15 protein-coding genes are annotated in these 21,424 nt (G+C 45.8%); 9 read left to right on the top strand and 6 right to left on the bottom strand.

The genetic code is table 11. From position 1 onward, the window contains the following. Positions 1–215 precede the first annotated feature (215 nt). The 4 genes from leuD to leuA form a co-directional block, all read right to left on the bottom strand. Positions 216–818, bottom strand: a complete 603-nt coding sequence (leuD, locus tag L4C35_RS17870) for a 3-isopropylmalate dehydratase small subunit (RefSeq protein WP_428464168.1) — start codon at positions 816–818, stop codon at positions 216–218. A 17-nt stretch (positions 819–835) separates the two neighbouring features. Then, entirely contained in the window at positions 836–2,275 is a 1,440-nt protein-coding gene (gene leuC, locus L4C35_RS17865; protein ID WP_428464167.1) for a 3-isopropylmalate dehydratase large subunit, read from the bottom strand. 26 nt (positions 2,276–2,301) lie between these two features. Next, a complete protein-coding gene (gene leuB / locus L4C35_RS17860; protein WP_428464166.1) occupies positions 2,302–3,390 on the bottom strand; it encodes a 3-isopropylmalate dehydrogenase in 1,089 nt (362 codons plus the stop codon). Between the two features lie 107 nt (positions 3,391–3,497). After that, positions 3,498–5,042 (bottom strand): 2-isopropylmalate synthase, encoded by a 1,545-nt coding sequence (leuA, locus tag L4C35_RS17855; RefSeq protein WP_428464165.1) that lies wholly within the window; start codon positions 5,040–5,042, stop codon positions 3,498–3,500. Between the two features lie 606 nt (positions 5,043–5,648). Between leuA and L4C35_RS17850 the strand changes: the two genes are divergently transcribed. The 8 genes from L4C35_RS17850 to L4C35_RS17815 all read left to right on the top strand — a co-directional run bounded on the left by L4C35_RS17850 (position 5,649) and on the right by L4C35_RS17815 (position 17,860). Further along, a complete protein-coding gene (locus tag L4C35_RS17850; protein WP_428464164.1) occupies positions 5,649–6,290 on the top strand; it encodes a TetR/AcrR family transcriptional regulator in 642 nt (213 codons plus the stop codon). Next, positions 6,290–7,630 (top strand): efflux RND transporter periplasmic adaptor subunit, encoded by a 1,341-nt coding sequence (locus tag L4C35_RS17845; protein WP_428464211.1) that lies wholly within the window; start codon positions 6,290–6,292, stop codon positions 7,628–7,630. The genes L4C35_RS17850 and L4C35_RS17845 overlap by 1 nt, the downstream gene beginning before the upstream one ends. Positions 7,631–7,632: 2 nt before the next feature. Further along, positions 7,633–10,746, top strand: a complete 3,114-nt coding sequence (locus tag L4C35_RS17840; protein ID WP_428464163.1) for an efflux RND transporter permease subunit — start codon at positions 7,633–7,635, stop codon at positions 10,744–10,746. A 771-nt stretch (positions 10,747–11,517) separates the two neighbouring features. Continuing rightward, a complete protein-coding gene (leuO, locus tag L4C35_RS17835; RefSeq protein ID WP_428464162.1) occupies positions 11,518–12,471 on the top strand; it encodes a transcriptional regulator LeuO in 954 nt (317 codons plus the stop codon). A gap of 287 nt (positions 12,472–12,758) precedes the next feature. Further along, positions 12,759–14,570 carry an AMP-dependent synthetase/ligase gene (locus L4C35_RS17830; RefSeq protein ID WP_428464161.1) on the top strand — a complete coding sequence of 604 codons (1,812 nt, stop codon included), beginning with the start codon at positions 12,759–12,761 and terminating at the stop codon, positions 14,568–14,570. 600 nt (positions 14,571–15,170) lie between these two features. Then, on the top strand, positions 15,171–16,889 hold the full coding sequence (locus L4C35_RS17825) for an acetolactate synthase 3 large subunit (RefSeq protein ID WP_428464160.1): 1,719 nt from the start codon (positions 15,171–15,173) through the stop codon (positions 16,887–16,889). Next, positions 16,889–17,386: an acetolactate synthase small subunit gene (gene ilvN, locus L4C35_RS17820; RefSeq protein WP_428464159.1), complete on the top strand. Its 498-nt coding sequence runs from the start codon at positions 16,889–16,891 to the stop codon at positions 17,384–17,386. The genes L4C35_RS17825 and ilvN overlap by 1 nt, the downstream gene beginning before the upstream one ends. Positions 17,387–17,728: 342 nt before the next feature. Then, positions 17,729–17,860: a hypothetical protein gene (locus tag L4C35_RS17815; RefSeq protein WP_428464158.1), complete on the top strand. Its 132-nt coding sequence runs from the start codon at positions 17,729–17,731 to the stop codon at positions 17,858–17,860. A 56-nt stretch (positions 17,861–17,916) separates the two neighbouring features. Here L4C35_RS17815 and L4C35_RS17810 read toward each other — a convergent pair whose 3' ends face one another. Next, positions 17,917–18,570: a GntR family transcriptional regulator gene (locus L4C35_RS17810; RefSeq protein ID WP_428464157.1), complete on the bottom strand. Its 654-nt coding sequence runs from the start codon at positions 18,568–18,570 to the stop codon at positions 17,917–17,919. Positions 18,571–18,864: 294 nt separating this feature from the next. Next, entirely contained in the window at positions 18,865–20,277 is a 1,413-nt protein-coding gene (gene pykF, locus L4C35_RS17805; RefSeq protein WP_428464156.1) for a pyruvate kinase PykF, read from the bottom strand. A 759-nt stretch (positions 20,278–21,036) separates the two neighbouring features. Here pykF and L4C35_RS17800 point away from each other — a divergent pair. Continuing rightward, positions 21,037–21,408 (top strand): hypothetical protein, encoded by a 372-nt coding sequence (locus tag L4C35_RS17800; RefSeq protein ID WP_428464155.1) that lies wholly within the window; start codon positions 21,037–21,039, stop codon positions 21,406–21,408. Positions 21,409–21,424: the final 16 nt, after the last annotated feature.

The raw sequence follows: 21,424 nt of genomic DNA, 5'->3' as shown, positions 1-21,424 counted from the left end.
TGCTCTTATGATTCTAGCTGCAATGTTGGGCATACTCTGTGATCTCATTTTATAGTGGGTTAGCCTACGACCCTGTCGGTGAGTTCTTTGTTGCATAGGGGACGTGAACGAGTGATATAAGCGGTAAGTTTCAAGCCGCAAAAAATAACACCCTGCCTCGCAGGGTGCTGTGGTTAGTCTCTTATCGTGTAAGTGAGCGCTAACAAAGACGATGTTTACCTTAAAAATTCAGGGATATTATCTTCGTAAGCGGCAATTTTATCTTCATGTTGCAGCGTCAGGCCGATGTTATCCAGCCCATTCAATAAGCAATGACGGCGGAATTCATCAATCTCAAAGTGGTATTGCTTGCCGTTAGCCGTGACTAACATGGTTTCAAGATCGACAGTGATTTCAGCGCCAGCTGTGTTTTCGACAAACTGGAAAATCTCATCGACTTCTTGTTCGCTCAAGCGTACTGGCACCATCTGGTTGTTGATCGAGTTGCCATAAAAAATGTCGGCAAAACTCGGTGCGATCATCACTTGGATGCCGTAATCTGCTAGCGCCCACGGCGCATGTTCACGTGAAGAGCCGCAACCGAAGTTCTCACGTGCCAGCAAAATGCTTGCTCCTTGGTAGCGCGGCGCATTCATTACAAACTCAGGGTTTGCTTGTTCGCCTGCATCATCAAGAAAACGCCAGTCGTGGAACAAATGTTTTCCAAAGCCTGTACGTGTCACTTTTTGTAGAAATTGCTTAGGGATGATTGCGTCGGTATCGATGTTGGCGATATCTAGCGGCACAACCAAGCCTGTATGTTGTTTAAAACCTGCCATTGTTATCTTCCTCTCGATTATGCCGTTGCGCTGTCTAAGTCGCGAATATCTACAAAATGGCCAGCACATGCTGCAGCGGCTGCCATTGCAGGACTAACAAGGTGGGTGCGGCCATCACGGCCTTGGCGACCTTCAAAGTTACGATTGCTGGTGGAGGCGCAGCGCTCTTTTGGCCCTAGGCGGTCGTTGTTCATCGCGAGACACATAGAGCAACCTGGTAGACGCCATTCAAAGCCTGCATCGATGAATATTTTATCCAAGCCTTCTTGCTCTGCTTGGGCTTTGACTTGCTCAGATCCTGGCACAACCAGCGCTTGCACATTGGCGGCAACTTTGCGGCCTTTTGCGATGGCGGCAGCGGCGCGCATATCTTCTATCCGTGAGTTGGTACAAGAACCAATAAAGACTTTATCAATTGAAAAGTCAGACAGTGTTTTCCCCGCTTCTAGCCCCATATAGGCCAAAGCTTTTTCCGCTGATGCTTTTTCAACGGGGTCAGCAAAGTCAGCTGGGCTTGGAATCGGCGTATCAATTGCGATAACTTGGCCGGGGTTTGTGCCCCAAGTTACTTGTGGTTTAATCTCGGCGGCTTCTAACGTTACTGTCGCATCGAAGACGGCACCCTCATCGGTTTTTAGGGTATTCCAGTATTCAACTGCGGCATCGAAGTGACTATCTGTTGGTGAGAATTTACGGTTTTTAATGTAGTCGTAGGTGGTTTGATCGGGGGCAATCAAGCCCGCTTTTGCACCTAATTCGATCGCCATGTTACACACCGTCATCCGCCCTTCCATTGACAAATCTGTTATCGCTTCACCACAAAATTCAACCACATAGCCAGTACCGCCCGCGGCTGTCGTTTTGCCTATGATGGCTAGCACGATATCTTTAGCCGTAATGCCTTCAGCAACTTTGCCTTTGACTTCGATTTTCATGGTTTTGGCGCGCGCTTGTTTGAGCGTTTGAGTCGCTAATACGTGTTCAACTTCTGAGGTGCCAATCCCAAAGGCTAATGAGCCAAACGCACCGTGTGTTGCCGTGTGTGAATCACCACAAACAATCGTCATGCCAGGTAGGGTAATGCCCAGCTCGGGGCCCATCACATGCACAATACCTTGGTATTTATGGTTTAGATCGTAAAGGGTGACGCCAAACTCTTCACAGTTTTTGGCCAGCGTTTCCATTTGGATACGCGCCATTTCACCAGAGGCATTAATGTCTTTGGTTTGGGTCGAGACATTATGATCCATGGTGGCAAATGTTTTACCGACTTGGCGAACGGGGCGCCCTTTTTCACGTAAACCATCAAAAGCTTGCGGTGATGTCACTTCGTGTACCAAGTGACGGTCGATATATAAAATTGGATTCTCGCCTTGTGCGGCAACCGCAACATGGGCATCGTAAACTTTTTCGTATAGCGTTTTAGGCGCTTTATTTTCTGTATATTGTGCTGACATTGCTAAGTGCTCCTTGCCGGTATTGCTTATGCTTGGCGAATATAGGTAGCGATCTTATCGCCCATTTCGCTGGTGGTCAGGGCTTGGCCTTTACCCGCTAAATCTGCGGTTAGTTCACCGGCTTCAAGTGCTTGCGACACCGCTAGTTCAATGGCGCGGGCAGCCTCTTCTTCACCTAAGCTATAGCGCAGCATCAATGCTGCCGACAGAATTTGGGCGACAGGGTTGGCAATGTTTTTGCCCGCGATATCAGGAGCGGAACCACCTGCTGGCTCGTACATGCCGAACTTTTCTTGGTTCAAGCTTGCCGACGGTAGCATCCCCATTGAGCCTGTGATCATTGCGCATTCATCGGAAATAATGTCGCCGAAAATGTTTGAGCACAGCATGACATCAAACTGAGACGGGTCTTTGATCAGCTGCATGGTCGCGTTATCAATGTACATGTGATTAAGCGTGACTTCAGGGTAATCTTTCGCGATTTCTTCGACCACTTCACGCCATAGGATTGAGCTTTGTAGCACATTAGCTTTGTCAATCGAGTAGACGTTTTTGTTGCGTAGCATCGCTGATTCAAACGCAATACGGGCAATGCGCTCTATCTCGTAGCGATGGTAAATCTCGGTGTCGTAGGCTTTTTCTTGTGGGCCTTCACCCTCACGGCCTTTAGGTTGGCCGAAGTAGATCCCACCCGTTAGTTCGCGAACCACGACAATATCGAAACCTCGTTCAGAAATATCTGCGCGCAGTGGTGAGAACGTCTCTAGCCCGCTATGAATTTGGGCAGGACGCAAGTTACAGAATAGCTGAAAATGCTTGCGCAGTGGCAGTAGTGCACCACGCTCAGGTTGATCATTCGGCGCTAGGTGTTCCCATTTAGGGCCACCCACCGAGCCAAACAATACGGCATCAGAATTTTCACAACCTTTTAGGGTTGCATCGGGTAGGGGACAGCCATGGTTATCAATCGCAATACCACCCACATCAAATTCGGCACGCTCTAGGGTAAAGCCGAACTTAGCTTCAACGGCATCTAGCACTTTATGGGCTTGCTGCATCACTTCTGGACCAATACCGTCACCCGGTAGAACCGCAATTTTATATGTACCTGCCATGGTTAGTTGTCTCCGTAATTTGTTGTTAATCGTCATAAATTGGGCTGGCGTAGCGTGTGTCATCTTGCTATCACTGGCTACGCCTAAGATTAGATTGAGGCGCGGTGTTATACCGTCGCGGTACGCTCTTTAATTTCAGCAATTTGATCGGCGCGGTGGATGCTGTTGATTACATGCAATAGCGCTTGGCCAGAGGCTTCAACAATATCAGTCGCAAGTCCCGTACCGTGGTATTTACGGCCTTTGTAGTTGGCAATGATGTCAGCTTGGCCCAAACCGTCTTCCCCTTCCCCTTTGGCGGTTAGGTCGAATTTATCCAGTACAATTTCGTAGCCTGTTAGGCGGTAGATACACTGGTATAGCGCATCAACAGGGCCATTACCGACCGCGGCTTCGCATTTCTCTTCATCACCACATTGCAGTTTGATACTGGTGGTCGCCATGATGCTACCTGACTGTACACTGAGGTAATTTAGCTTAAAGAAGTCATCTTCTTCGCGTAGGTTAGCGAAGTGCATTAGGGCTTCTAGGTCGTAGTCGAACACTTGGCCTTTACGATCGGCCAGTTTTAGAAAATCAGCGTATAGCGCATCTAGGCTGTATTCATTTTCGGTGTAGCCAAGGGTATCCATGTGACTTTTAACGGCGGCACGGCCAGAGCGACTGGTTAGGTTCAGCGCTTGGTTTTTAAGCCCGATAGACTCAGGGGTCATGATCTCGTAGGTATTTTTGTTCTTTAGCATCCCATCTTGGTGGATACCCGATGAGTGGCTAAAGGCATTAGCACCGACAATGGCTTTATTCGCTTGAATCGGCGAGTTACACAGTTGGCTCACCATTTTACTGGTGCGGTGAATCTCATCGTGTTTGATATTGGTGTGAACACCCAAGAAGTCAGCGCGGGTTTTGATGATCATCGCGATCTCTTCTAGTGAGCAGTTACCAGCGCGTTCACCCAGGCCATTAATCGTCGCCTCAACTTGGCGTGCCCCCGCTTGGACTGCCGCCATGGAGTTAGCCACCGACATGCCTAGATCGTCGTGGCAATGCACCGAGATAATCGCTTTGTCGATGTTAGGCACGCGGTCAAACAGTTGCGCCACGATACCGCCAAACTCGTTGGGTAGGGTGTAACCCACGGTGTCAGGAATATTGATGGTGTTCGCACCGGCATTGATCGCCGCTTCCACCATGCGACATAGGTTATCGATGGGGGTGCGACCAGCATCTTCACAGGAAAATTCCACATCATCAGTGTAATTACGTGCGCGTTTAACCGCAGCAACCCCCATCTCGATAACATCATCATAGCTACGACGTAGTTTATCTTGTACGTGAACGGTTGAAGTGGAAATGAAAGTATGAATTCGGAAAGCGTCAGCAACTTTTAGCGATTCAGCAGCAACATCAATGTCTTTCGCAACAGCACGTGAAAGGGCACATACGCGGCTGTTTTTAATATGTTTCGCAATGGTTTGTACCGACTCAAAATCGCCAGGTGAAGAAACAGGAAAGCCCGCTTCTATTACATCAACCCCTAAGCGTTCCAGCGCATAAGCGATTTGTAGCTTTTCTTTTACCGTTAGGCTTGCTGATAGTGCCTGTTCACCGTCGCGAAGCGTGGTATCGAAAATAATGACTTGATCTTTCATTGCTACTTCCTTTTATTGGCCTGCCTAATCATGTGTTCATTGCTATTAGGCGTAGTCTGCATCCGCTTGCGCTGGCTCTGATATAAAAAACCCGCGCTATCTGCGCGGGTTTGTTAAATGCTTAGTGGTGTTTCCGACTCATAAGCTACCCGCGCGAATTATTCACGATAAGGAGGAGGCTTAGGAGGATAAAGAAACGTTTAGTCATTTTTACATGTCTTCCACAAAGTTGATAACAAATGAATACCAAATAGACAGGTTAAAGGTCAACCATTAATTGGTGCTTTCTTTTGCTGGTGTTTGTATCGTAATGATAATTAAGTGTTTGTTTGTTGTTGGGTATCTACAGGACAAGGTGGGGATCTATTGATGCCAATGGTGGGAACACAAGTGATCATTCACTTTGTTGTTACAGTGCGTAAATAAGTGAAAGGTCTATTTTGTCGAATAATCTGCTGTATTTAAGCTTTATCACTGGTTGTTTACTTGGTTCACAGTATTAATTAATCAATTGGTTAAATTAAGATGAATAATAGAGTAAACCTTTTAACTGTTCTGTTAGTACAATTATTAATCGTATGATTAATTTGGTAGAGATGTGAGTTAATGGCAGGAAAAGCAGGTCGTCCAGTTGGTGATTCCGATGCGCGTGAGCGTCTAATTATAGAAGCGCGTAAATTATTTGTCGTTCTACCTTACAGCAAGGTATCGACCAGAATGATAGCGGCAAGGGCTGATGTTAATGTCGCACTGATTCGCTACTATTTTGAGAACAAAGCCGGCTTATACCAAACCATGATGCAAGAAACCATGGATCCTATCCGAGCCCAGATGAAGGTGGTGATGGAGAAAGGTGATTTTGACTCGATTGGCGAATTCATGCGAACTTACTATCGAATTATGGCCCCCAATCCAGACATGCCAAAGTTGATGTCACGGGCCATGATGCTCGCGCCAGATGATCCTCAGCGTCAGATGATGGAAAAAATGATGAAAGAGACGTCACGTCCTGCAACCGACATGATGTTTACCAAGCTACAGCAAAATGGTCAGCTTAACCCTGGAATGGATCCTGAAAAAGCACGGATGACGTTCGTAAGTATGATGGTTTTTCCCTTCTTGATCCCACCAGCAATGCTTGAAATTCATGGGATCGAAATGTCCGAATCCTACTTATTTGAATTGGCAGAGCACAACGTTAAAGTGCTGACTCAAGGGATCTTTAATCAAAAAGGGGAAGCAGAATGATTGCCCGTAACCGGAAACTACTCTTCATTCCTGCGTTGATGGCTGGCATTTTAATATTAGTACTCGCCGTTAAATTACGCCCTTCCCCGAGCAGTAAGCCCGCCTTGGAGCGCAGCCGAGCGGTTGATGTGATTACCTTGCAACAACAACCTTTAGCACCGCAAGTCACCGGTTTTGGCCGAGTAAAACCCAAAGTGGAATGGAAGGCGATTTCAGAAGTGAGCGGGAAGGTGATTTTCCGTCACCCTGAGCTTGAAAAAGGCCGAGTGTTAGATGCTGGCACTGTGATCCTGAAAATTGATCCGCTGGACTATCAATTAACGTTAGCGAAAGCGGAAGCGGATATTAGCTCAAGTGAAGCGCAAATAGCCAAGCTGGATTTGGAAGAAAAAAACCTCCAAAGCACACTAAAGATAGAAAAAAATCGCCTGGCGATCAGTAAAAAAGAAGTAACCCGCAAAGAAGAGCTGCGTCGTAAAGGGCTAACGTCACAATCGGCATTGGATCTGGAAAAGCAGTCTTATCTAGCCAGCCAAAAAGTGGTGCAAGACCTAGAAAGCCAGCTCCAAGTCTTACCCAAAGAGCGCCGTGTCAGCGAAGCGCAACTGCAAGTGAATCAATCAAAAGTAGCAGAAGCAAAGCGTTCGCTGGAAAAAACAGAAATTATATTGCCGATTGATGCGCGTATTTCGAGTGTTGATATCGAACAAAATCAGGTGGTGAATGTGCAGCAAACCATGCTGATTGCCCACGGTATTGCCGAGATTGAAGTGGACGCGCAAGTCGCGTTACATGACATGCAAGCATTAGCCTCTAGCCTGACTCAATACACCGCCCATGCCGATGGCCGCCCACGTGCCGATCAGCTGGCATTGCAAGCCAGCATTCAATTATCCAGTGGTCAATTTGTTCAGCAGTGGCCAGCTAAAGTGGCCAGGATCAGCGACACCGTTAGTGCCAATCAGGCCACCGTCGGGGTGATTCTTGAAGTGGCGCAAGATTACAGCCAACTCTCACCTGAAACTGCGCCACCACTCGTTAATGGTATGTTTGTTCAAGCCACTTTGGAAGGACAAGCTAACCCACACTGGGTGATCCCGGAACGCGCTTTACACGGTGATAAAGTCTATTTGATAAGTGATGACAACACCTTAAATATTAAGCCTGTGACTGTGCTATTTCGTCGCGAGGGGTTAGTGGCGGTACAGGGGGATTTTATTGCTGCGCAACAACTAGTGGTTAATGACTTGCTGCCCGCAGTGGAAGGCATGGCATTGCGCGTGGTCAGTAAAGATGGCAACGCGGTAGTGGCGCCTGCGAAAGAGCAAGGAGCATCGTAATCATGATCCGTTTTTTCTCTCGCCATCCCACCGCTGCAAATTTAATGATGTTTACTTTGCTGCTATTGGGTTTTGTGTCGTTACCGCAAATTAAACGGGAAACGTTTCCTGAGTTCTCACCGCCTTATATCATTGCCTCTGTGGTTTACCCTGGGGCATCGCCACAAGAAGTAGAACAAAGCATCTGTATGCGGATGGAAGATGCGGTAGATGGCCTTGCCAATATAGAAGAAACGCGCTGTGAAGCGGTGGAAGGGTCGGCATCGCTGATTTTAAAGCTGACCAACAGTGCTGTGGTTTCGCGTATGTTGGTGGATGTACAAACCCAGATCAATGGGATCAATGATTTCCCTGCAGAGATTGAATCCCCGATTGTTCGCGAGCTCGATTGGAATGAACCTGTGGTGGATGTCGCGATCAGCGCTGACACTAACTGGCCTCACCTTAAAGCCTATGCTGAAGAGTTAAAACGTAAGCTTAAAATTGATTATGGGGTGTCACTGGTGGCGGTGAGTGGTTTTTCCGATCACCAACTGCGGGTAGAGCTAAAAGAAACCGCCTTACGCCAGCTCGGCATGAGTGTCGGTGATGTGGCCGAGCGCCTGTCACGGCAAAATATCAAACTGCCGAGTGGTAATATTGAGCTCGCTGACAAGAATTTATTGATCCGTTTTGATGAACAAAAAGTCACGCCAGAGACCTTAGCACAAACCATCATAGGGGCTGATGCTGAAGGGGCGGTGTTGCGGCTTGGCGACATTGCCACGATCACCGATCGTTTTGAACTGGATGAACAAAAAATCCTGTTTGATGGTAAGCCATCGGCAGTATTGAAGATCAGCAAAAATAAAGCGGATGATGCTTTACGGATCAAAGAGCGGGTACAGCAGTTTGTCGAAGATGAAAGCCAAATTGCACCAACAGGCGTAACACTTAGCCTCACCAATGATATTTCATCGGTACTGTGGGATCGTTTGACCATGATGGTGGATAACGGTTTGCAAGGCGTGGTGTTGGTGTTTTTCACCATGTGGTTATTCTTTACCTTCCGTTATTCGTTTTGGGTCGCGGCAGGTTTACCTGTTGCCTTTATGGGGAGCCTGTTCCTCATGGCGGGGTTGGGGTTGTCGATCAATATTATGTCGCTGGTCGCCTTATTGATGGCGATTGGTATCATGATGGATGATGCCATCGTGATTGCGGAATCCATAGCGGCCCATTTAGAGCGTGGTCAATCAGTACCAGATGCCGTCTTTAACGGGGTGAAGAAAGTCTTTCCTGGGGTACTGTCTTCGTATCTCACCACTGTCTGTATTTTCGGTAGCTTGCTGTTTCTTGATGGTGAAATGGGCGCGGTGCTGAGGGTCGTGCCACAAGTGCTGATCTTGGTGTTGACCATCAGCTTGATTGAAGCTTTCTTGATTTTGCCGCACCACCTTAGCCATTCATTACAAAAGCAGCGGCATAAAGAAGAAAAGCCTGATCTTAAATTTAAGCGGGTGTTCTTAGCTAAATTTGAGCACTTTCGCCAACATCAACTATTGACTGCGGTGGATGCCGTGGTGCGCTGGCGTTACTTATTTTTAGGTGGCGTGGTGGCCATGCTGTTTGCTTCCGCGGCACTGTTAGCGGGCGGTGCGCTTAAGTTTGTCGGTTTCCCCGATTTAGATGGCGACATCGCCGAAGCGCGAATTATCTTAGCGCCAGGGGCATCACTGTCTCAGACCGAAAAAGTGGTCGCGCACATTGTTGAGGCGGCTGAGCGATTGAATGTGGAATGGAGCCGAGATGTTGAAGGTGGCCATAGCCTGATTGAGCACATCACCGAGCAATACAACACCAATGCGGATGCCGATGAAAAAGGTCCGCACGTGGCAACGGTACGACTCGATTTACGTGGCGCTGAGTCACGCAATACAGTGATTGATGAGTTTGTTGCGGCTTGGCGAGAGGAAGTCGGTACATTAGCCGATCCAATATCCTTAGTATTTAAGCAGCCGATCATGGGGCCGGGGGGGCGAGCGGTTGAGATTCGGATGCAACACGATGAACTCACTGCGTTAAAAGCGGCGTCATTGGAAGTGCAAGCTTTCTTGAATGAGTTTGACGGCGTATATGGTGTGTTGGATGACATGCGGATGGGTAAGCAAGAAGTGCTGGTGACCTTGCGCCCTGGGGCGGAAAGTTTTGGTGTGGATGGCCAGATGATAGCTTCGCAATTACGAGCGGCATACTTTGGTCAAAAGGCCGATGATATCCAGCTTGGCCCAGAAAATATTGAAGTTGAAGTCCGCTTTGACAAGGTAGAAGCGGGCAATTTACAAACGCTGGCTAGCTTCCCGATTATACTGAGTGATGGCAGTCAAGTACCGTTAGCGTCGATTACAGAGCTTAGCTATCAGCGAAATTATGTCCGTATCCAGCGAATCGATGGCTTGCGTACTCTCAGTGTGTATGCAGATTTAGAGCACAGTAAAATTAGCTCAACCGAGATCTTAACGTTATTCCGTCAGCAAGAGATCCCGCAGTTAATCGCTAAATACCCAGGGCTACGCTTTAACTTTGAAGGGGAAGCCAAAGATACCGCAGAAACCGGACAATCGATGGCGATTGGTTTTGCACTTGGGGTGTTTGGAGTGTTTGTTATCCTCAGTTTCCAGTTCCGCAGTTACTTAGAACCTTTTGTGGTATTGCTTGCTATTCCACTGGCCTTAATTGGGGTGTTTTGGGGGCATTGGCTATTGGGACATGCGCTGAGTATGCCGAGCATCATGGGTTTTGTGTCGTTAGCTGGGGTGGTGGTGAATGATTCGATCTTGTTGGTGCAGTATATCCGTCACCATGTCGATGAGGGTGATAGCGTGCACGATGCCGTGGTGAAAGCCAGCCGCGAGCGTTTCCGTGCCGTATTCTTAACGTCCCTCACGACGGCTGCAGGTTTATTACCGTTACTATTAGAAACCAGCCTACAAGCGCAAGTTATTCAGCCATTGGTGATTTCTATTGTATTTGGTATTTTCACCTCGACCTTACTGGTGCTATTCATGATCCCCGCGGCCTATGCAATTTTGGCTGATTTTGGTTTAGTGAAAAAGCATGAACCCATAGCGGCGTAAAGGCCTTTCATGTGCCAGCACACGGATTCAGCTATCAGTGTGCTGGCATATTAAATGACAAACTAGGCCGCGGTCTGCTTTGTCATTATCTCCTCTTCTTGTTGTGATTTTGCGCCACTTCGGCTCTGCATACCATTAGCCCGTTACTCTCGAAACAGCTTAAATCCGCGTTCTTCTGCTAGGCGATAAACCGTCAAAGCCCTGACTTTGGTTGGTCGTAAAACCTGTTGTAAAGGTTATTTTGTATGACGCCGCTTGGTTTGTTGGAAGATAAGAGAGGGCGAGAGAATCATTCGTTTGATGAATCGAGTGAACCGCTTTGACCATTGGTCAAACGCCCTGACTTCGCCCCTGAGATATTGCTTGATTTCCAAGCTATATCGCCTCTTTTTTTCTTGTCGAATTTAATAAATGGGGGCTATCAATCCCTCTTTTTAGCTGGTGGTACGGTGTTTTATTAGAGCGGGTACGCAATAAAGCAATCGATTAACTTGCTTATAATTAATCCTTTATTTTAATAAAAGATATTTTTGTTTTTTTTAGATGTGGGTTATTCGTTTGATTTTAAATGATTTATATTCTGATTTTATGTTTTGTGTGGTTAATTGCGATAAACCGCGTTGTCAGCCTATTGGTTTCATCAATCTATTTGGATGATACTGAGCGCATCCCAGCAACAGGGATTCAATTATTTTTATAGTGTGGTTGTACTGTCGTATTGATGACCATCTCGAAATAACGCCCATATTAATTTAAACAAGAGGCTAAAAAATGACACGCAAAAGCTCAGCTATTCACTCTATTGATGGTTATAAAATGGAGTCAAACCTACGCAGTGTAGACCTTAATTTGCTCACAGTGTTTGATGCCGTAATGCAAGAACAGAACATTACACGAGCAGCACACAATTTAGGTATGTCTCAACCAGCAGTAAGTAATGCCGTTGCGCGTTTAAAAGTCATGTTTAACGATGAATTGTTTATTCGACATGGTCGTGGTATTCAGCCAACACAGCGAGCAAAGCAATTATTTGGCCCGATGCGCCAAGCTTTACAATTGGTGAAAAACGAGCTGCCATCATCAATTTTCTCTCCAGAAACTTCAACCCGTACTTTTAAGCTGGCTTTATGCAGCCCATCGGACATGCGTTTTGCACCGCACATTCTGCGTTCAGTGACAGAGCAAGCCCCTAACTTACGCATGCAACTTGAAGCGGAATTCGATGCGAAGTTAACGCAAAAGATGCGCTACCAAGAAATCGACTTTGTGATCGATTACGTACGTTTTGATGAACCTGGCTTTTGCAGCACAGAATTATTCAGTGATGAGCTTGTTGTCATTGCCGCGCAAAACCACCCACGTCTGAGCGACACTGTATCTGAATCGCAGTTTGCATCTGAAAAGCACGCTCTACTAAAAGCGATGCCGGGTGTGAAGATGTTTGCTGACCATATTTATAACAAGCACAACTCTTACCAAGAGGCCTACCAAGGTGCGAGCTTAAGCAACATTATGTATGTTGTTGGTCAATCGGATCTTATTGCTGTCGCACCACGTTGGTTGGCGGAATCAGTGGCTGATAACCTAAAATTAAAAGTGTTGGATTTGCCATTTGAATCGGCAAGCATTAGCGGTTACTTGAGCTGGCATGAGTCTTCACAAAAAGATAAAGGCCACATCTGGATGCGTGATCAATTGATGAGCATCTGTGGTAACCACGCGTAAGCGTTAACTCAGCTTACCAATGAATAAAGCCAGCATTGCTGGCTTTTGTTTTATATGGAACAAAAGCAGCAATGGCGGTGCCAAGTTGTGCGTTTGTATTACTCTCTTACATTTGTATCAAATGTATTAAAAACTCGTGTCAGCCCTGTAGTAGTAGGGGCTTGGAGTGAGATAGACGCAACAAATCCAGTAAATTTTCGAGGGGAGTGGTTGCCTTTTTTGCCATCAAAGGTAAACTTCGCACCTCAGTTAAGCTTACATGTGTAAGCTAAAAGATCAGGGTTGTTATGGCTAAACGTGACTTTCATTTAGTAAATCGTATCCGCACGCAGATTGCTCGTCTGGGTGACCGTGCTGCTTTACGTCATCAGGTTGCCGATGAATGGCAAGATATCACGTGGTCTGAGTTTGGTGCTCAGATCCAAGAACTTGCTATTTCAATGTTGGCCAAAGGCCTGAATGTGCAAGATAAGGTCGGTATTTTCTCTAATAATATGCCGAGCTGGACAGTTGCTGATATGGCAACCTTGTACTGTCGCGCAGTAACCGTGCCGATTTACCCAACAAGTACGCCTGATCAGGCCGCTTACATCCTTAATAATGCTGATGTACGCATTCTATTTGTTGGTGAGCAAGCGCAGCATGATGCAGCCGTGCAAATTGCAGAACAGTGCCCTGAACTTGAACATATTGTGGTGATGTGTGATGAGGTTGTCTTAGCCGATCATCCATTAGTCTGTCGGTTGAGTGACTTTGCTACTGCATCTTCTTCTGAAGCAGAGCAAGTGTTAACTGAGCGTCTTGATAACATTGCGATGGACGATCTACTGACACTGATCTACACCTCGGGTACGACAGGTACACCGAAAGGCGTCATGCTGGATTACACCAATATTGCCTCGCAATTAGAGAGCCATGATACCAACTTAGCGCTAGAAGAAGGCGATAGCTCGCTATGCTTCCTTCCTCTCTCTCACGTCTTTGAACGTGCGTGGACTTTCTATGTGCTTCACCGTGGCGGTGTAAACTGTTACCTCAGCGACACTAATAAAGTGCGTGAAGCACTGACTGAGGTAAAACCCAATGTAATGGCGGCAGTACCACGCGTATATGAAAAAATTTACTCGTCGGTTTATGAAAAAGTCGCTAAAGCGCCTTTCCACCGTAAGCTGATCTTCACTTGGGCAGTGAACATGGGCGCGCGTATGGCTGCGTGTCACCAGGAATGCCGTCAACCATCAATGGCATTAAAGCGTGCGCATAAACTTGCCGATAAAATGGTGTTGTCGAAGTTACGTGATGTGCTGGGTGGTCAAATTAAGTTTATGCCGTGTGGTGGCGCGAAGTTAGATCCAACCATAGGTCGTTTCTTCCATGCTATTGGTATTAACGTTAAGTTGGGCTATGGCATGACAGAAACCACAGCAACCGTATCTTGCTGGGATGACCGCTGCTTTAACCCTGACTCCATCGGCATGACCATGCCTGGCGCGGAAGTGAAAATCGGGGCTGACAACGAAATTCTAGTTCGTGGTCCTATGGTAATGCGTGGCTATTACAAAATGCCAGAAGAAACGGCGAACAACTTTACTGAAGACGGCTTCTTAAAAACCGGTGATGCGGGTGAATTTGATGCAGATGGCAACTTGTTCATTACCGACCGTATTAAAGAGTTGATGAAAACCTCGGGCGGTAAGTACATCGCACCACAAGTGATTGAAGGCAAAATTGGTAAAGATCACTTTATTGAACAAATTGCTGTTATCGCTGATACCCGTAAGTTTGTTTCGGCGTTGATTGTTCCTTGTTTTGAATCGCTGGAAGAGCACGCACACGAACTGAATATTAAGTACAAAGACCGTATCGACCTGTTGAAGAAAACAGAAATTAAAGAGTTACTTGATCAGCGTATTGCCGAGTTACAAAAAGACTTAGCGCGTTTTGAGCAAGTGAAAAAGTTTACTTTGCTGCCTAAAGCATTTTCAATGGATAAAGGTGAGTTAACACCTACGCAGAAACTGCGTCGTAAAGTCATTCATGATCGTTACCATCAAGAGATTGAACGTATGTACGAAGAAAGCCATAAGAAAGCAAAATAAATCTAATGTTTGATATGAAAGGAGCCTCTGGCTCCTTTTTTATTGCCTCTTGTCGGGCGCTCAAATAAGCGCGCTCCCTCTTTCTACGCTCCCCCCTTCCTATCTAGCGATTCTGTCTATTTAATCTGCCATGATGCGGCCACTATCCGAGGAATGCGCCATTACGATGCTCTGTATATTGATTGCATGTCAGCGATAAATACCAATCGAAACGACTGCTTCCACATGAATTCTGTGGATTTTAACTAATGGTAGAGCAATAACGCATAGTGCCTTTTGTCCATAGACTTAAATGCTAATAAAACGTTACAGTTATTGCGGTTGTCCGTTATCTGTTATCAGATTAAGCGGAAACATAGCGAGAAAAATTCACTTTAGGCTAAAAGTAAGCCCTAACTATGTTGTATCAGCCCATATAGCTAATTGTTTATTTGGCACCCGTTATTTGTATTGCAATGAATGGATTTGGCAATCGATAGCAGGATAATCCACAGCAAGCTATCGCGATCACCACTGTGATACCTCACAGTGGTGACAACCGCGGCTTTGTTGGAAGAATTAGCTATATAGGCTGGTCACACTGACCTGGAGGCAAAAAATATGGAAATGTTGTCCGGCGCCGATATGATTGTTCGATCGATGATCGATCAAGGCGTAAAACACATCTTTGGATACCCTGGTGGCTCGGTACTCGATATCTACGATGCTCTGCATGAAAAGAGCGATATTGAGCATGTCCTCGTGCGTCATGAGCAAGCCGCAGTGCACATGGCTGATGGTTATGCGCGTGCAACAGGAGACGTCGGTGTTGTCCTGGTGACATCCGGCCCAGGTGCGACGAATGCCATTACTGGTATTGCAACGGCGTATATGGATTCCATTCCCATGGTAGTCTTTTCTGGTCAGGTGATGAGTAACCTGATTGGTAACGATGCCTTCCAAGAGTGTGACATGGTGGGTATTTCTCGTCCTGTCGTAAAACACAGCTTTTTAGTGAAGAACCCCGAAGATATTCCCGCTATCATCAAAAAAGCCTTTTATATCGCCGCCAGCGGTCGTCCTGGCCCTGTGGTGATTGATATTCCCAAAGATATGTTAAACCCAGCGGAAACTTATCCGTACCAGTACCCTGAAGATATTTCGCTACGTTCTTATAACCCAACCACCCAAGGTCACAAAGGGCAAATTAAGCGCGGCATTAAAGCGTTACTTGCCGCGAAAAAGCCGGTGTTGTATGTCGGTGGTGGCGCCATTATGTCGGGGTGTAGCGAGCAACTACTGAGCTTAGCGGAATCATTAAATATTCCTGTTGTGAATACCTTAATGGGTTTAGGCGCATTCCCAGGTACCCATAAAAACTGCTTAGGCATGTTAGGAATGCATGGCACCTATGAAGCCAATATGGCGATGCATAATGCCGATCTGATTTTCGGGGTTGGGGTACGTTTTGATGATCGCACGACCAACAATGTTGAAAAGTACTGCCCGAATGCGACCATCATGCATATTGATATTGATCCATCATCAATATCAAAAACCATTGCGGTTGATATTCCGATTGTAGGCTCGGCAGACACTATCTTAAATTGCATGTTGAAACTGTTGGCGGATCAAGGCGCGAAACACGATCAAGACGCAGCGGCTAGCTGGTGGGCTGATATCGACACCTGGCGCCACCGAAAATGCCTAAACTATGATGCCTCTGGTGAGCGTATTAAGCCGCAGCAAGTGATTGATGTGCTTTATCGCCTGACCAATGGCGATGCGTATGTTGCTTCTGATGTGGGGCAGCATCAGATGTTTGCCGCCTTGTATTACCCATTTGATAAGCCTCGCCGTTGGATCAACTCTGGGGGACTAGGCACCATGGGGTTTGGTTTACCTGCAGCGATGGGGGTGAAGTTTGCTTTGCCTTATGCTGAAGTCGTATGTGTGACGGGAGATGGCAGTATTCAAATGAATATTCAGGAGCTATCAACGGCACTGCAATACGATATACCAGTGAAGATCATCAACCTGAATAACCGTTTCTTAGGCATGGTGAAACAGTGGCAGGACATGATTTATCAAGGTCGTCATTCGCATTCTTATATGGATTCAGTACCTGACTTTGCGGCGATTGCTGAAGCCTATGGCCATGTTGGGGTTAGGATTTCTGACCCGAAAGCGCTGGAAGGGGAGTTAGAAAAAGCCCTAGCACTAAAAGATAAACTGGTATTTATTGATATCAGCGTGGATGAGACGGAGCATGTTTACCCTATGCTGATCCGTGGTGGTTCAATGAGCGAAATGTGGCTAAGTAAAACGGAGAGAACATAATGCGCAGGATAGTATCAGTCTTATTAGAAAATGAATCAGGTTCATTATCGCGTGTTGTTGGCCTTTTCTCTCAGCGAGGCTATAACATTGAATCGCTTACGGTAGCGCCGACGGATGATAAAACCTTATCACGCTTAAATATCACCACCCATGTGGAAGATGATGCAGCACTGGAGCAAATAGAGAAACAGCTCCATAAGTTGATCGACATTCTGAAAGTCAGCAATGTGACTGAAGGTGAGCATGTGGAACGAGAGCTGATGTTGGTGAAAGTCAAAGCCAGTGGATTTGCCCGTGCCGAAGTGAAACGTACTGCTGATATTTTCCGTGGTCAGATTGTGGATGTAACTTCGCAGATATATACCATTCAGCTTGCAGGTACCAGCGATAAACTCGATGCTTTTATTTCAGCTGTGGGTGAAGCAACTGAAATTATTGAAGTAGCCCGCAGTGGTGTTGTTGGTGTCGCACGAGGTGAGCGCGCACTCAAAGCTTAAGCTCCTTCGATATAACGTGCTACCCAAATAGTTATTAAGCCACTGTCTTTTGATGGTGGCTTTTTTGATCGCTCCGAAATGGAAAATCTTCTCGTGAAGCTGTATTAGACTAAAGTTGTAGGTAGGTTGAAATTTGCACAACACTAAAAAGAGCGTAGACTAGCGCTTCTTTTTCTATCGGTAATATCTCACGCAGTGAGGCAGTGTTGTTATCGACTAAAGCTGTCGACTAAAGCTGTCGACTAAAGTCGTAGGGCTAACAGATAGCAGTACGCAGATAGGTTCATTTTTAGGATGCAGCATGATCAAAGTGAAGGGAAGCTCGTTGGCGGAGTAGTAACTATGATCAACAAGTTTTTAGTGCGCTTAACGGCGCTAACCGCTTTATTACTAGGCTTTAATGTCAGTGCGATGTATTTTCTGCTGGTGGTGTTACTACTGAATACCCATCACAGAGATATTTTTGGCTGGTAATCGTTGGTGAAAGCTCGATCGAATAATCGAGCTTCATCAAGCACTGGGTGTAAGATCTAGAGGTAGGCCTTGATCATCTCGATAGCTCGTTGAGAGTGATTATCGAGTAAGGTTAATGCTTGTTCTGTGTCTTTGCCGAGCACGGCTTTCATCAGCGCTTCATGCTCGCCGTTATCGTGGTAACGCTCTTGGTAGTCACGAGAACGACATACCCAAATATGGCGATAACGCTCAATTTGATCGTAGACTTCACGGTATAAATTGAGCATGACAGGGGAGTTACTACCGGCTAATAGCGCTAAGTGGAATTGGCTATGGCGTTGCTCCCACTCAACAAAGTCAACTTCTGATTCTGCAGGATTAACTCTGCTTAGCTTATGGTAGCTCGTTAAAATATTGAGCTCCCACGCTTCATCACCATTTTGAATCGCCCGCTCAATCAGCACCCGAGAAAGCACCAAGTTGGTTTCAAATAAATCTTCGAGTTCAGCCAAAGAAATCGGTGAAACCCAGCACCCTTTCTGAGGGGCAAAGTGGACAAATTTTTTCCAAGACAGTTGAACTAAGGCTTCACGGATCGGAGATGCGCCCACGTTGTAGCGCTGCTTTAAATCGGCAACAACAAGTTTTTGCCCTGGCGCAAGTTCGCCGAGCAAGATATCTTGTCGAATCACCTCTATGACTTGATTGGTCAAAGTTGGGCTAGACACAAAATTCCCCTTAGATTTTATTATATTCCCTCTATGTCATGCAGTTAGCAAGCGAAGGGATATTGTTATAAATACGCACTGTACAGCAAAAGAGGCTGTTTCTGAGCAAGTTATGTTTTTTAGGCATTTTTCTTGCGGTCGAGAGTATATGTTTTATATGAAATCATAGCGATAAGCAAACATTTGAAATGTGAGGAAGAGCGAGGGATTAGCAATGGTAATACGTAGGATGTTAGATAAAAAAACGGGAGCCATAAGGCTCCCATTTATATCTGATTGTACGAAAAGCTAGGCTTATAGTACGTGTACAGATGCCGTGTTTGTTGTGCCTGATGGTACTAGCGCACCAGAAACCATAACAACGATATCGCCTTTAGCACCTAGACCAGTTTCAAGCGCAAGCTCTTTACCGCGGCCGTAGAACGCATCTGTGCTGTCGATTGAATCAACAACAACTGGCGTAACACCTTTAGTCAGTGCAAGTTGTGCCGCTGTCTTAGTGTTTGTTGTTACTGCTAGGATGTTTGCCGTTGGGAAGTACTTACGTACTGAACGTGCAGATTTACCCGCTTCAGTTGCAACAACGATTAGTGGTGCGTTTAGCTTCTCAGAAGTATCAACAGCACCTTTACATACCGCTTCAGTGATACGTAGACGAGCGCTGTCTAGGCGTGAGCCTAGTTCTGCTTTAAGTGCTGAATCTGTACGTGCACAGATTTGCGCCATGATAGTTACAGCTTCGATAGGGTATTTACCCTTCGCTGATTCACCAGAAAGCATTACTGCATCTGTACCATCCATGATTGCGTTAGCAACGTCACCCGCTTCTGCGCGTGTTGGACGTGGGTTCTTGATCATTGAATCAAGCATTTGAGTTGCAGTGATAACCACTTTACGTGCACGGTTACACTTCTCGATCATCATCTTCTGCGCGAAGATAACTTCTTCAACTGGGATTTCAACACCTAGGTCGCCACGAGCAACCATGATGCCGTCAGAAGCTTCAAGAATAGCGTCAAAGTTATCAACACCTTCTTGGTTCTCGATTTTCGAGATAATTTGAATGTTTTCGCCGCCGTTAGCTGTTAGAAGCTCACGAATTTCGATTACATCAGACGCTTTACGAATGAAAGATGCAGCAACGAAATCAACGCCTTGCTCACAACCAAACTTAAGGTCAGCTTTATCTTTTTCAGATAGTGCTGGAAGGTTTACAGAAACGCCAGGTAGGTTAACACCTTTGTTCTCACCTAAGTCACCGTTGTTAAGTACTTTACACTTAACTTCAGTTTCAGTCGTTGCAAGTACTTCCATCTCGATTAGACCATCGTCAACCAAGATAGTGTTACCTTTTTGAAGGTCTTTCGCAAAACCAGGGTAAGTCACAGCAACGCGATCTTGGTTGCCCACAACTGAAGTATCAGTTGTGAATGTGAATTCTTGACCAGCAACTAGAGGGAAGTCTTCACCGTTCTCTAGTTTGATAGTACGAATCTCAGGACCTTTAGTATCAAGCAGAATCGCTAGCGGCTTGCCAGACTCAGCCATAACGTCACGTAGGTTTTGGATGCGCTGACCGTGCTCATCGAAATTACCGTGTGAGAAGTTAAGACGCATTACGTTCATACCAGCGTTAGCTAGTTTAGTAAGCATTTCAACTGATTCTGTTTTTGGTCCAATCGTACATACGATTTTGGTCTTTTTCATTGAGGATACTCTCCGGAAAAACTTAAACCCAAGGGAAATTTAAAAAAACCACAGTGTTATACATGAAAGTCAGTGATCAAATATGTTGAAAAATGACTACAAAACGAGAGTGACTTCAAAAAAACAGAACTTACTCGCGTCAAAAACTGTAGTAATGCAAAACTGTTACAAAAATATTGCGTTACACAAGCACTTGGCTTGCTTGTGTAACGAAACACATCATGTGGCAACACGTTAAAAATCGGTTAACTTTCAGTCAGTCCAATCATAAAACCTGCATTCAAACAAGAGATGGATTATAGCAGGGTTTCATTCTATTAACACCTTGTGACGTTAATCAACATTTCACAAGAAGGTGGCTGATTATGCCCAATCCCAACAAAAAAGTTTTGTCATTTATCAATTGTGGTGCTTTTTTTCAAACATATCTTCATTGAGCCTTAAACGCGCTTGTTTATTACGGCACAACTTTGTGACGGAGTCGGCACGCGATTTTGTCAAAGTTATCCAATGTGAAGTACTTTTCCCTGCATAATCATCTGAGGACTGATTTATCCAGATTGGCATTATGTGTATTTGGGCTTTGTGTTCTGTGAATAACTGCACTTAGGTCAGTGAAAGGGGTTGAGAAGTGGAAGGTGATTATCTAAAGTTGTCAGGAATAACTATCCTGAAACTGCCAAGGCTGTCGATCACTCATTTCAACCAGTATTGGTATGACTCAATGACGAAATCCCAGCAAGAGGAGGAGAATAAGTAATGACTCATGAAACGAAAACAATGGAAGTACCTGTCGCCATTGCCGAGCGTGTACAGACGTTGATTGATGCCTATATCGCGAAAGAGAAATTTAATGCTGAGCGTAAGGTGGTAGTGAACAACTTACTTTCGATGGATAACCTTAGCTGTGAGATGGCGGTATATAGCTTGCCGCAAGGGGAGCTGTTAGACACGCTTAGATTTGTCTATGAGCTTTCGGGGACGAACAGCAAATTTGTAAAAAACATTCTTACCCAGTCGCGCGAAAACCCTAACAAAGCACTGTCTGACGCACAACGCTCATCAGCGAAGAGTCTGTTATTTAATTTAATTAACGACCCATCGGTTGTTTCAGCGATGAAAGAGATCTAAGACCAATAGCATCAGC

This window comes from Photobacterium kagoshimensis, from assembly GCF_050337045.1.
In the GTDB taxonomy this organism is placed as follows: domain Bacteria; phylum Pseudomonadota; class Gammaproteobacteria; order Enterobacterales; family Vibrionaceae; genus Photobacterium; species Photobacterium kagoshimensis.
Note: the sequence above shows the minus strand (reverse complement) of the source record. Positions and strands in the feature narration are given on the sequence as shown.